The organism is Helicobacter sp. 11-8110, assembly GCF_003288905.1.
Taxonomy (GTDB): Bacteria; Campylobacterota; Campylobacteria; order Campylobacterales; family Helicobacteraceae; genus Helicobacter_D; species Helicobacter_D colisuis.
The window spans coordinates 240,446-253,589 of sequence record NZ_NHYL01000001.1; the positions used below are offsets into that span (position 1 = coordinate 240,446).

The window sequence follows — 13,144 nt, forward strand, 5'->3', positions numbered from 1 at the left end:
CAAGCAAAAGCTATTTGCTAAGAAACTCCAGCCTAGCCTTTGCCACAGCCACATCCTCAGAGCCATGCGCACCACCGACACCGATACCACCGACCACGACACCATTAACAACGATAGGCACACCCCCATCTAAAAACGAAAAATTTTCATCCAAAAACTTCAAATCCTCAGGAATCTTGCCCTCTCTAATGCCCTTTGCAATATCAGCGGTTTCTTTCTTTTGAGAATTCGCAGTGTAAGCCTTTTTGTAGCTAGATCGCAGAGTATGCACACCAGCATTATAATCCCTAAAAACAGCCAAAACTTGACCCGACCTATCCACGATTGTTATGCTTACTGCGTGATTATGTTGCACCGCAAACGCACTTGCTTTTTGCAAGATTCCCTGCACCGCCTCATTAGACAATACAGGCACTTGGACAAAAGAATCTGCAGATATTTACGAGGCACACAAACCTGCAATCAACAAAAGTTTTTTAAACATTTTATCTCCTTTAAACTCTAAATTAATAAAAAGTTTCGCATATCAACTAAAATATAAATTTCCTATGCCAAACTCCACATTTATGGCATCATACAAGATTCTTATGGATTTTCACAAGCATTGCAAACGCCCTTACCCCTAGCACCAAGATTCTACACAAAGCACCAATATTTATTGCGCTTTGCTTTATGGGTTTATGAGAGATTTTTTACACTCTTTTTAGCATTCCAAATCACTCACGCACAAAATGTCCGCTTTTGCCCCCCTCTTTTTCAAGCAAATACACTTCACTAATCACCATTGCTTTATCAATAGCCTTAACCATATCATAAATTGTCAAAAGCCCTATATTCACACCCATTAGCGCTTCCATTTCCACTCCAGTTTGCCCATAGCTTTTTGCCCTTACCTCTAGCACAAAGGCATTTTCACTTTCTATTTCTTTAATCTCACATTTGACAGAACTAAGAAAAATCATATGGCACATTGGAATCAACTCTGAAGTTTTCTTTGCCCCCATAATCGCCGCTGTAATCGCAGTTTGAATCACCGCTCCCTTTTTACCACTTTCATTAATCACAGCCAAAAAGGCTTCCCTAGACATCGTTATCTTACCTCTAGCCACAGCCACTCTATTAGTCAAATCCTTACTTGAAACATCTACCATTTTAGGATTTCTTTTTTCATCTAAATGGGTAAATTCCATATCTTTTCCTTTATTGCTTTAGTTTGTAAATCGCTATTTTCTCATTTTTTGCCACTTTTTGGAATAAATTTTCATCTAAATTATCAAAAAACATTCCCCTAAAATAAAAAGAATCCAAATAAGCCCTATCACACAAAACATACGCTTCATTACCCAAATCAAGCAAAACAACAGGACTTTGAGAGTTAAATGTAACACCTCTAGCAGAATCTTTTAAAACCAAAATTTCTGCAATATCCATAGCAAACTCTTCCCCCAAAATCCCTATTTTACCCTTATTTTTATCCACATAAACCCTAGAATCAAAAAAGATTCTATTCCCTATTTTCTTTTGAGAAAGCATTAAAACCTTATCCAAAAAAGCCTCCCCACTCTCTAAATCCCGATTGCTAAAACGCACAATAGCCGAAAAAATAGAAAGCATTCTATAAGGCAAAATAAAATACAAATCTTGATTCTTAGGCTCTAAGTCCAAATCGCCCTTTAGCACTTCTAAAGCTTCTTGAAAAGACAAATTTCTAGCCTTAGCAAACTCTTCAAAGCTAAGATTATTTAAGAGCAATTTTGCTATATTATAGCTTTGTTTTTGATTGGTGCTACTTAGAATAAAACTAATAGGAAAGTTATCCCTCCCACTATGCTTCCCCCCATCAATAAATACATTAAGTTTCGCAAAATAGCCTATCCAATACCCATAATCCCACCAAGCTAACGCATAATCCCCACTCTTAGCAGGAATCTCACTCAAACTCTCTACTTCTTGCTTTTCTAAAATTGGCAAAGGCAGATAACTCTTAATATGCGCCAAATGAGGAAATAATGATGCCACACAATAAACCCCAATTAATCCATAAGCCAATGCTTTCTTAGGCTTAAAAATCTCTAAAACCACAAAGAGCAAATAACCCACACCTAAAGCATAAATTGGCACAGCATAAAAGGTGAATCGCAATCCCTTAAAATAACCAAAAAATCCAATAACCAAGAAAGGTAGAAAAATTAAAAATCGCTTATCTTTTATAAACAAAAGCAAGATTCCAAAACTTCCCAAAATAAACCACGCAAGATTCCCGCTAATGCGATACACAAACTCTAAAAACCCTAAACTTGAAACCTCAGCAATACTCTTCATAACATCTAAATAATGAAAATCTACATTGCTAACATTCCCAACAACATAAACACTTCCAAAAATTTCAGGTAAAATCTTTATTGCTAACACCACGCTAAAAGCCACCAAAAGCGCATAATAAATTCTCCCAAAAAACTTAAATAAAGAATCATTAAACAACAAAACCAAAGCCACACAAACAATAATCCATAAAATCAAGGATTGAGGAAACAAACTAACACCCAAAAGCACACACAATAAGATTCCATTAACAACCCTAGCCCTACTCCCAAAAAATCCAAAAAGCACCAAAACGCCACTATACCCTATCAACACATAACGCAAAGAAGGATAATAAACCAAAGCCACTCCACTACAAACTAACAAACAAATCCCTTGAATCTTGCTAGTTTTCTCTAGCATATCAAAAATAACAACCCCCACTAACAATCCCAAAACCACCACAAGCATATCGGTATCATAATATCCAAACATCGTGCGATTATAATAACTTACCCCAATACCACTAAGCACACCACACAAAAAGCTTATAATTCCACCAAAATGCCTAGTAAGATACACGATCAAAAACACAATAACACACCCAAAAAATCCCGACATATAAAAAATAATCTGCTCCAAAGACAAAGGAAGAATCCAAGCCAAAAAGGCAGTAATTTGAGAAAGCATTTCATTAATAGGCGAATGCAATGTAGATTTTACTCCCAACAAAAGATCCCTTGCACCTTGTGCATAAAAATAACCATCATTAGTATTAAGCAACCAACCCTTATAATAATACAAATCTCCAAGCAAAAAAGGATAATAAAAACGCAATAAAAGCGACACAATATAAGCCAAAACAGCCCACCAAAACCACTTTTTCAAACCACAAAACCTTTTTAAAATTTGACACTTTTAAAATTGTATCGAATTTCACAAAAACTTAACACTTTTATGTTAGCATTGCGCCTCAATATAAACTAGGGAGCTTTTAATGAGCAGGATTTTGCTATTATTGTTTTTTCCATTTTTTTTATTTTCACAAATCCTTGTTACTTCACAACCAATACAAAGTGGATTCTTAAGTCAAAACCACACTTATGTGGGATCGCTTTATTTTAGCGAAAGGGCTTTACTAGCCTCTGAAGTTTCTGGAGTAATTGAAGAGCTTTTTGTTCAAGAGGGGCAAAAGATTACTGCAGGACAACCCCTAGCAAAACTCAATAGCGACTTGCTTATAAAAGAAATAAAAGCCAAAGAATCCCTGCTTAAGCAATCCACCGCACTTTTAAAAAAGAGCAAAAAAGACTTTGAACGCTACAAAAGCCTTTATGAGAGTGATTCTATTGCTTATAAAGAATACGAAGATGCTCTCTTTAATCTCCAAGCCCAAGAGGGAAACACAGAATCAATTGCCGCAGATTTAGAACACTTAAAAGCCCAAAAAGATAAAAAAATTCTCAAAGCCCCTTATGATGGCGTAATACTCCAAAGACTTCTTAAACAAGGCGAATGGGTAAGTGCTGGTGCAAGTATTTTTAATATTGCCAAACTAAGCCCACTAGAAGCTAATATTGAAGTTCCCTTTAGCATTTTGCGCTCTTTAAAAATCGACGATTTAGTGCAAGTTAATATCGCTAATAAAACCTATTCTGCTAAAATTATCGCCCTTATTCCATTGGGCGATTCCAAAGCAAGAACTTTTCCTATCAAACTCTCCATTGATGATAAAAAGGGCGAATTAATTGAGGGCTTAGAAGTGAGAGCAAATCTCAATATCACTAAATCCCAAGAAAGCCTTCTAGTGCCTAGAGATTCTATACTTCCTACTCAAAATGGAGATTGTATTTTTATTATTAAAGACAATAAGGCAAAACAAGTATTTATTAAAGTCAATGGCTATGAGGGCTTAAACGCTTCTATCACACCTGTTAATGCCACTCTCTCCACAAAAGACAGAGTAATCACTCAAGGCTTTGAGAGATTAAGAGATAATCAACCCATTAAAGAAAATAATAACTAGAGTAACCAAATGGTAGAAAAAATTATTAATCGCCCTGTTGTCGTTATTGTTGGAATGATTCTTGTTACACTCTTTGGTATTTTAAGCCTAAAAACAATGCCCTACCAACTCACCCCCAAAGTAACTCGCCCGATTATTTCAATCTCTACAACTTGGGATGGTGCAACGCCTTATGAAATTGAAAGAGAAATTATTGAAAGACAAGAACAAGTCTTAAAAGGAATTGATAATCTTGTTTCCTTAGAATCACGCTCTAGAAATTCAAGAGCTAATATTACTTTAGAGTTTAATATTGGCACAAATCTCACAGAAGCCTTGCTTGATGTGAGTAATAAACTTGATGAAGTCAAAGGCTATCCTGACAATATAGATAGACCTATTATCCGCGCCACAGGTGATGATACCTCTCCAATTATTAGAATGTCTTTAGTAAGCGATTCTAAAAATGTTCGAGAATACCGAACTTTTTTTAATGAAAAGGTGATTCAGTATTTTGAACGCATTGATGGAGTGGCTGAAGTGTTTTTTCCAAGCGGTGATGATAGGCAAATGCATATTATTTTAGATTATCAAAAACTTGCTGCTTATGACTTGACTATCGATACACTTATTAATGCCCTAGAGAGAGAAAACATAAACATTTCCGCAGGCACAATGAACTATGGAAGAAAAGCCTATCGAATCCGAACTACTGCTGAATACAAAACACCAGAAATGATTGCAGAAACAATCATTTGGAGCGATGGAGTTAAAAGAGTTAAAATCAGCGATGTTGCAAAAGTGCAAGAAGGCTTTAAAAACAAAGTGGCAGTTTCTTTTTATAATGGGCAAAATTCTCTTAATATCTTTATTAAACCAACTGCTGATGCAAATACACTTGAATTAACCAATAAAGTCGAAGAAGTTTTTAAAAATCTAAATGAAGACATTCTTAAAAAAGAGGGTTTAAGACTAGAATGGGTTAGCGATCAAAGAAACTATATCACACAAGCTATTGATTTAGTAAAAGGCAATATTTTAGTGGGTGCATTCCTAGCTTGTGGGATTCTCTTTGTCTTTTTGCGCTCCATTACTTCCACGCTTATTATTGCAATCTCAATGCCTCTTAGTGTATTTGGGACTTTTATTATTATGGCAACCCTAGATAGAACACTAAATGTTGTTTCTCTAGCAGGGATTTCCTTTGCAGTGGGTATGTTAGTTGATTCGGCTATTGTGGTGCTAGAAAATATTGATCGCCACAGAAAAATGGGAAAATCTCCTATTCAAGCTGTTAGCGATGGGACAACAGAAGTCGTTGGCGGACTAATTGCTTCGGTTTTAACCACTGTGGCGATTTTTATTCCTATTATCAATGTTCAAGAAGAAGCCGGACAACTTTTTCGCGATATTGCCATTGCATCAAGTAGTGCTGTGGGACTTTCTCTTTTTGTCTCTGTGCTTGTTATTCCCACTCTAAGCTATCAAGTCAATAAACGCACCATTAGCTTAACTCCACCAAAATTCCTTCTGCTTTTAACGCAGAAATTTGTAGAGTTTGGTAATTATTGTGTAAAATGGATTATGTTTTTTGTTAATAAGTCAATGCAAAATACAAAAAATAAAATTTTAACAATCACAAGCTTGACTTTTATCTCCATTGCTTTTGCTTATTTTTTATTTCCCAAAATGGAATATTTACCCCAAGGAAATCAAAACTTCATCTTTGCCAAACTCAATCCCCCGCCGGGTTTATCCTATGAAGAACGCGTTAAAATTGGACAAACACTCTATCTTTGCCTTAAAGATTACTATGCCTCTAGCGGTTATCAAGGCAGTGCTACTTTACCCCCTATTGCAAATATGTATTATTTTGCCAATGAAACAAATATACAATTTGGTATGCGTTCTGCTGAAGAAACAAGAGCAAGTGAGTTAATTCCTCTAGCAAAAACTTGTATGGCTCAAATCCCAGGCATCACAGGCAGTGCTTCCCAACAAGGTATTTTTGAAAGGCGTGGAGGGCAAGGCAGAAGCATTGATGTGGATATTAGTGGCACAGATTTAGACAAAATTATCATTACTGCTTTAGAGCTTCAACGCATTACCCTAGAAACCTTAGGCAAAGAAACCCAAACTTCACCACGCCCAAGCCTAGAAATGCTCTATCCTGAAATAAATCTTTACCCAAACAACGAAAGACTAAAAGCAGTAGGCTTAGATGCACGAAGTTTTGGAGTTACTATTGATGTGTTAATGGATGGGAGAAAAATTTCTGAATACAAAGAAGAGGGGCGAGAAAAAATTGATCTCATACTCAAAACCCAGCAATCACAAATCACTTCCCCAGAAGAACTTTATAATGCCTCAATCTATACTCCAGAAGGTGGAATCTTGCCTATCTCCTCTCTAGCAATCCAAAAATTAGAATATGGGATTAATGAGATTCGACATTTAGAGAGAGATAGAACAATCACTCTACAAATCAATCCTCCCAAAAATATCACGATTCAAGAAACAATGGAAATCATACAAGGCGAAGTTTTAGAAAAGCTAAAAAATAGCGGTGCTTTAAATGACAATAAAATCACCCTAAGTGGAACTGCTAATCAACTCACTAAAATTAGAATAGCTTTGGAGGGAGGATTTATTTTGGCTGTTTTTATTACCTATCTTTTAATGGCTGCTTTATATGAAGATTTTATTTATCCTTTGATTATTCTCTTTACAATCCCACTTGCCCTTGGAGGAGGAATTTTGGGATTATGGCTTACTAATCAATTCATTGCCGACCAACCCTTAGATGTCTTAACTATGCTTGGCTTTATTATTCTTGTAGGAACCGTGGTCAATAATGCAATCTTAATTGTTTATCAATCCTTACACAATATTAGACTTTATGGTATGGATTATCAAGAAGCTATTTTAAATGCAGTGCAAGTTAGGATTCGCCCTATTTATATGAGCACACTCACTTCACTTTTTGGTATGCTACCACTTGTCATCGCACCAGGCGCTGGTAGTGAAATCTATCGGGGACTTGGAGCGGTTATTTTAGGCGGATTAGGATTATCCACATTTCTTACTATTTTCCTAATCCCTTGCTTACTTTCATTTTTCATCAAAAAAGAGGTAAAAAATGTCGCTTAAAACACTATTTTCTTTATGCTTTTTTATAAGCTTTGGCTATTCTCTTACTTTGCAAGAAGCGATTGATTTAACACTCAAAGCAAATCATACTATCAAAGAGCAAGAATTTCTTTTGCAAGAAGCACAATACAATTACAAAACCTATCAAAGCCCATTTTACCCCTCTATTAATGCCACTTATTCAACTGATAGAACCAACCGAATCTCAAGCCAACGCACTAGAAAAACTTCAGGGAATCTAGGTGCAAACATACAGCTAAATCTTTTTAATGGTTTGAGTGATTATTATAATCTTGCGAGTTACAAATCTCTCTCAAAAGCGCAAGAACACCAACTCCAAGCTACTAAAGAAGATATTATTTTGCTTGTTAAAACCGCATATATCAATGTCTTAAGACAAAAGCAAAATGTCATTGTTGCTGAACAATCCAAAGCACTCCTAGAAGAACAAAGGCGCGAAAGTGCAGAATTTTATAGAGTGGGCTTGATTCCCAAAAATGATTTATTAGAAGTGGAAGTTGAGCTTAATAACTCTATTCAAACCCTACTAAGCACTAAAAGCAATCTAGCCTATTCTCTAAAAAATCTTGAACGCTACACGCGCACTAAAATTAACCTAAAAGATTTAGTTGAACTTAGACTTCACCAACCTACTCTCATAGAATCAACACTCAAAAATTTAATGTATCAAAAACGCTCTGAATTACTTTTTTTAGATTCAGTAATCCAAAGCAAAGATTACTTGGTTAAAAGCGCTAAGGGGAATTTCCTACCTAATATCAATGTTATTGGAGATTATATGCGCTATGGAGAGGATTACAAGCTTACTAAAAGAACTAATAAATATAACGACGAAACAATGATTACTCTGCAAATTAATCTCAATCTTTTTAATGGATTTAACGACAAATATACCTTAGAATCAACTAAAGTCAATAAACTTGCCTTTGAGAGCCAAAGAATCACTTTATTAGAAGATTTAGATTTGCAACTTTTCTCCGCCCTAGAAACCTACAATCTCTCACTAAATGCTTACAAAGTCGCTTTAAGCGCTCTTGCTCAAGCTGAAGAAAACTATCGTATTTCCCAAAATCGTTACAAAGAGAGAATCCAAAGCACCAGCGACTTTTTAGATGCAGAATATTTATTAACTCAAGCAAGAACTAATGTGGTTTTAAATCGCTATGCGATTCTTCAAGCCTTGGCAGAAATCGAAAGAATCACACAAACTCCACAAGTTACTAATTGATTTTTCCTTAATATTTTTTTAAGGTAGATAAAATCTACAAAAAGTTAAAATTATAGTTTCTTAGACATTTTTTTAATTCACTTAGAGTGAGGGATAAATGACAGGTTATTTGGTTGCCATTAATGCCAAAACAAAACGCGGAGCAATTGAACAAGCCAACAATAAGCGCCGCTACGAATTTGATTTACATATTTGGAAAGGAAAATTAGATGAACTAACACCTAATAGAGAAGTTGAATTTGAAGTCTCTGATTCTAAAGAAGTTATCTTTGTTAAACCAAAATTCATTAAAGAAAATTTTGAAATCCACCAAACCAAAAGCATCAAAGATTGCATTTATGATTATTATGGGAGAGTTGAAGATATTATCAAACGCTACCAAAAAGATATTAAATCCAAAAAAGAATTAGATTTTTTACGCATTAAACGCTTTTTATTCACAGCTTATAATGATCTCTTTGAACTAGATAGCACGATTCCAAACCTTGCTTTAAGCAATCTCAAATCCGAACTAACTGCTTTGGATAAAACCTATGAAATCTTTATAAAAAAAGCTTCTTATCCTCCCATATATTCTTATGAAAAAATTTTTTTAGCAAAGCAAATTGAATATGTTAAAACTGAAGAACTCATTCAAACCACACAATCTATCATCAAAAGCGCCACAATACAACAAGTCTCTATGGGAGAGGCACTTAAAAGACTTGAAGAACAATTTGCCAAACGCAATGATCAAAACTCCGCAAACTATATCCAAGCACAATCTTATCTTAAAAATTTTCGTAAAAAATATGTTGATTTACTCCATTATCTTTCCTTACAAAAGGAGAAATTAGCTAAAATCACTAAGGCTAAGGAAGAATTTTATGATAAATTCTATGAACCTTTTTTAAAAGGCTATCTCCCACTCATCAAAGCTTTTAAAACAGATTTTATCAAGCTCTTAAACACTAAAGCTTTTGACTTAGATTTTTTATTATGGCAAAGAGCTAAGGGAAGTTTAAGTGTTCGGCGTTTCTTTATTGAAGCAGGTATCACAGGAACTTATAGCTCAAAGACTTTTTTAAAATACTTTCTTAGAAGTCTTGATAAAACAAAAATTCGCAAAGAAACACAATCACTTTTTGATTTGCTTAAATACTTAGAAGCTTTTAGTAAAAAAAATATTTTACTAATCCAAAATTCAAAAGAAGATAGCAAGCGCTATCAAGAATACCTAAAAAAATTTGACAATGATTTACAGATTACAACCTCTAACAAACCCCAAAACAATCTCAATCCAACTTTACAATCTCATTATGATGTTATTGTGATGGAATGGGTAGTCAATGAAATGAGCCTTTTAGAGTTTATCCAAAAATATTATCAAACCTTTAAAGCAGAAAAAGAAATCAATTTTTGCGCTATTGTGCCTAAAAACTTCGATAAATCTCTTATGGAAGATGCTAAGAAAAAGGGAATTATTTATTTTATCACCCAAGGAGATGTAGATCAATTTATTGATATGATGCGCATGATTTTATAAAATCCCAAACTTCTTTAATAGAAATTTTGCTACAATAGCAAAATAGTTTTTACTTTTTTATTTTAGGGTATTTGAATATGACTTTTAATTCCACTTTAGATTTAATCCAGACCTATGAAGCTGGAAAGCCAATAGAGTTAGTTGTAAGAGAATTTGGTATCGCTTCAAAAGATATTGTTAAACTTGCCTCCAATGAAAATCCGCTTGGTGCAAGTCCAAAAGCCATAGAAGCAATTACAAAAAATGCCGCAAATGCGCATTTATATCCAGATGATTCAATGTTTGCCTTAAAAGAAGGCTTAAGCAAACACTATCAAGTCAATTCAAAGCAAATCATTATTGGAGCAGGAAGCGATCAAATCATTGAATTCTGTATCCACGCAAAAGCTAATAAAAATAGCAAAGTCTTAATGGCAAAAACCACATTTGCAATGTATGAAATTTACTCTAAAATGGTGGGTGCAACTATCATCAAAGCACAAAGCCAATTTCATAACCTTAAAGAGTTTTTAGAACTTTATAAAACTCACAATCCATCTATCATCTTTCTTTGCGTCCCAAACAATCCCTTAGGTGAGTGTTTAGGCAAAGATGAAATTTTTGATTTTCTAAGTAAAATCGATTCAGAAACACTTGTAATTATTGATGGTGCCTACCAAGAATACGCAAAAGTCAAAGACACAAGCAAAGCCATTAATCCAAAAGAACTCATTCAAAGTTTCCCTAATACAATTTATTTAGGAACTTTTTCTAAAGCTTATGGATTAGGCGGTATGAGAGTTGGATATGGAATTGCCATGGAAGAAATCATACAAGCACTCTTAAAAGTGCGTCCGCCCTTTAATATCACCACCCTTTCTCTTGCAGCTGCCATTGAAGCACTAAAAGACCAAGAACATATCAAGCAAACTACCAAAAACAATTTAGAGCAAATGAAACTCTATGAAGATTACGCCAATAAAAAAAGTATTTCATACATTCCATCTTATGGGAATTTCATTACTTATCTTTTTGAAAAACCACTTGATTCAACTTTTATTGCTGATTATCTTCTCAAAAAAGGAATGATTATTCGCAATCTTGCTTCTTATGGATTGAATGCTGTTCGTATTACCATTGGGACAGAAAGTCAGAATCAACGCTTTTTTGTTCTTTTTGATGAATTCTTGGGATAGTAAGTAAAAAATGGATTTAAAAGTATTATTTGAACAAATAAGAAGCCTTTACAAACGCCTTAATAAAAAACAAAAAATTGTTATTTTAGCTACTATTGTAGCCATTGTTGCTTTTATATCGGGCTTGATTGTTTGGAATTCTATGAACAATAAAGCTGGGGTAATGTATCCGGGGTATGCTGTTTTGTTTGAAGGAGTTAGCCCAGAAGATGGAGCGTTAATTATCCAGCAACTCCAACAAGACAAAATCCCTTATCGCATCCCTAAGGACAATACAATTTTAATCCCACAAGAGCTTGTTTATGAGCAAAGAATGAAACTTGCAAGCAATGGGATTCCAAAAAGTAGCAAAGTAGGCTTTGAAATCTTTGATACAAAAGATTTTGGCGCCACAGATTTTGATCAGAGAATCAAATACCTCCGCGCCATTGAGGGAGAACTTGCAAGAACTATTGAAAGTCTCTCTCCAATCCAAAAAGCAACCGTGCATCTTGCGCAACCCGAAAGAAGCGTTTTTGTAAGTGAGCAAACTCCACCTACTGCTTCTGTTGTTTTAGCGTTCAAACCAGCACAAACTCTTACCCCTAAGCAAATCTCCGGTATCAAAAATATTGTTTCTTCTGCAGTGCCTAATTTAACCATTGAAAATGTGGAAGTTGTCAATGAAAAAGGTGAGCCTCTTAGCGAACTAGATGAGCTAGGTGGCGCAAGGGAATTAGCTGCTGCGCAATTGCGTTATAAAAATAACTTTGAGCAATCTTTGGAAGAAAAGATTATCAATATTCTAGCTCCTATTGCAGGTGGAAGAGAGGGCGTGGTAGCCAAGGTAACTGCGGAATTTGATTTTGCTCAAAAAGAAAGCACACAAGAATACTATGACCCAAGCAATGTCGTAAGAAGCGAACAAAACCTTGAAGAAAAACGCGAAGGTTTTAAGCCCAAAGAAATAGGTGGAGTCCCAGGAGTAGTCAGCAATATCGGACCTATCCAAGGTTTAGAAGATGAAGACAATAAAGAACGCTATGAAAAATCACAAACTACTACAAACTATGAAATTAGCAAAACTATCTCTAATATCAAAGGAGAATTTGCCACAATTAGACGTCTTTCTGCAGCCGTAGTTGTTGATGGTAAATACCTAAAACAACTTGATGAAAATGGCGTTGAACAGCTACAATACACCGCACTAAACCAAGGTGAAATGGAGCAAATCTCTGCACTTGTAAGACAAGCTATTGGCTTTAACGAACAAAGGGGCGATGAAGTCTCTGTAAGCAACTTCCAGCTTAATGGACAAAATTCAGGCTTTAAGGCTAGAACTCCGCTAGAGCGTTTCTTAGAAACTACACAAAATCTACTTGCACCTTTTATGCCGCTTCTTAAGTATGTCATTGTGGGGATTATTTTATTCTTGTTCTACAAAAAGGTCATCTTGCCTTTCAGCGAGAGAATGCTTGAAGCCAAAGCTGATGAAGAAGAAGAAATCGAATCGCTTCTTAAGATTGATGAAGATGAAGAAGAAAGTAGTGATAAACTTAATGAAGTTAGAAGACGCATTGAAGATCAACTTGGCTTTGGCAATGGAAGCAATGAAGATGAAGTTAAATACGGAGTTCTTTTAGAAAAAATTCGTGAAATCGCCCAAGAAAAACCAACCGAATTAGCCAATTTATTTCAAACTTTGGTGCATGATGAATTAGGAATTGATAGTATTGGTGCGCCAAGAGGAGGTAAATAAT

General features: G+C 35.0%; 9 protein-coding genes. 6 read left to right on the forward strand and 3 right to left on the reverse strand.

The window, feature by feature from the left end:
- Window positions 1-10 precede the first annotated feature (10 nt).
- From CCY98_RS01105 to CCY98_RS01115, 3 genes are all read right to left on the reverse strand, one after another.
- Window positions 11-415, reverse strand: a complete 405-nt coding sequence (locus CCY98_RS01105) for a heme-binding protein (RefSeq protein WP_258437797.1) — start codon at window positions 413-415, stop codon at window positions 11-13.
- 301 nt (window positions 416-716) lie between these two features.
- A complete protein-coding gene (gene moaC / locus CCY98_RS01110; RefSeq protein ID WP_006655633.1) occupies window positions 717-1,190 on the reverse strand; it encodes a cyclic pyranopterin monophosphate synthase MoaC in 474 nt (157 codons plus the stop codon).
- 10 nt (window positions 1,191-1,200) lie between these two features.
- The gene (locus CCY98_RS01115; RefSeq protein WP_258437800.1) at window positions 1,201-3,189 is read right to left on the reverse strand and encodes an STT3 domain-containing protein; all 1,989 of its coding nucleotides are present in this window, start codon (window positions 3,187-3,189) and stop codon (window positions 1,201-1,203) included.
- A 109-nt stretch (window positions 3,190-3,298) separates the two neighbouring features.
- Between CCY98_RS01115 and CCY98_RS01120 the strand changes: the two genes are divergently transcribed.
- The 6 genes from CCY98_RS01120 to fliF all read left to right on the forward strand — a co-directional run bounded on the left by CCY98_RS01120 (window position 3,299) and on the right by fliF (window position 13,143).
- Window positions 3,299-4,327, forward strand: coding sequence for an efflux RND transporter periplasmic adaptor subunit (locus CCY98_RS01120; protein WP_112056767.1), 1,029 nt, complete (start codon window positions 3,299-3,301; stop codon window positions 4,325-4,327).
- A gap of 9 nt (window positions 4,328-4,336) precedes the next feature.
- Window positions 4,337-7,456: an efflux RND transporter permease subunit gene (locus tag CCY98_RS01125; RefSeq protein ID WP_112056768.1), complete on the forward strand. Its 3,120-nt coding sequence runs from the start codon at window positions 4,337-4,339 to the stop codon at window positions 7,454-7,456.
- Complete coding sequence (locus CCY98_RS01130) at window positions 7,446-8,705, forward strand: TolC family protein (RefSeq protein ID WP_112056769.1); 1,260 nt, start codon at window positions 7,446-7,448, stop codon at window positions 8,703-8,705. The genes CCY98_RS01125 and CCY98_RS01130 overlap by 11 nt, the downstream gene beginning before the upstream one ends.
- 97 nt (window positions 8,706-8,802) lie before the next feature.
- Window positions 8,803-10,230, forward strand: a complete 1,428-nt coding sequence (locus CCY98_RS01135) for a hypothetical protein (RefSeq protein ID WP_112056770.1) — start codon at window positions 8,803-8,805, stop codon at window positions 10,228-10,230.
- Between the two features lie 77 nt (window positions 10,231-10,307).
- Window positions 10,308-11,405: a histidinol-phosphate transaminase gene (hisC, locus tag CCY98_RS01140; RefSeq protein ID WP_112056771.1), complete on the forward strand. Its 1,098-nt coding sequence runs from the start codon at window positions 10,308-10,310 to the stop codon at window positions 11,403-11,405.
- Window positions 11,406-11,415: 10 nt separating this feature from the next.
- Window positions 11,416-13,143, forward strand: a complete 1,728-nt coding sequence (gene fliF / locus CCY98_RS01145) for a flagellar basal-body MS-ring/collar protein FliF (RefSeq protein WP_112056772.1) — start codon at window positions 11,416-11,418, stop codon at window positions 13,141-13,143.
- Window position 13,144 lies beyond the last annotated feature (1 nt).